Here is a 247-nt window from a genome sequence, read left to right as displayed (position 1 = left end):
CATGTGGTTTAATTCGATGCAACGCGAAGAACCTTACCTACTCTTGACATCCAGAGAATTCGCTAGAGATAGCTTAGTGCCTTCGGGAACTCTGAGACAGGTGCTGCATGGCTGTCGTCAGCTCGTGTTGTGAAATGTTGGGTTAAGTCCCGCAACGAGCGCAACCCTTATCCTTTGTTGCCAGCGAGTAATGTCGGGAACTCAAAGGAGACTGCCGGTGATAAACCGGAGGAAGGTGGGGATGACG

1 rRNA gene is annotated in these 247 nt (G+C 51.0%); it reads left to right on the top strand.

The annotated features are described in order from the left end of the window. A 16S ribosomal RNA gene (locus JEM65_RS21660) occupies nucleotides 1-247 on the top strand; the annotation flags it as partial.

The organism is Gelidibacter salicanalis (genome assembly GCF_016469035.1).
GTDB lineage: Bacteria > Bacteroidota > Bacteroidia > Flavobacteriales > Flavobacteriaceae > Gelidibacter > Gelidibacter salicanalis_A.
The sequence above is the reverse complement of the archived record's forward strand: the minus strand, read 5'-3'. Positions and strand labels throughout refer to the sequence as shown.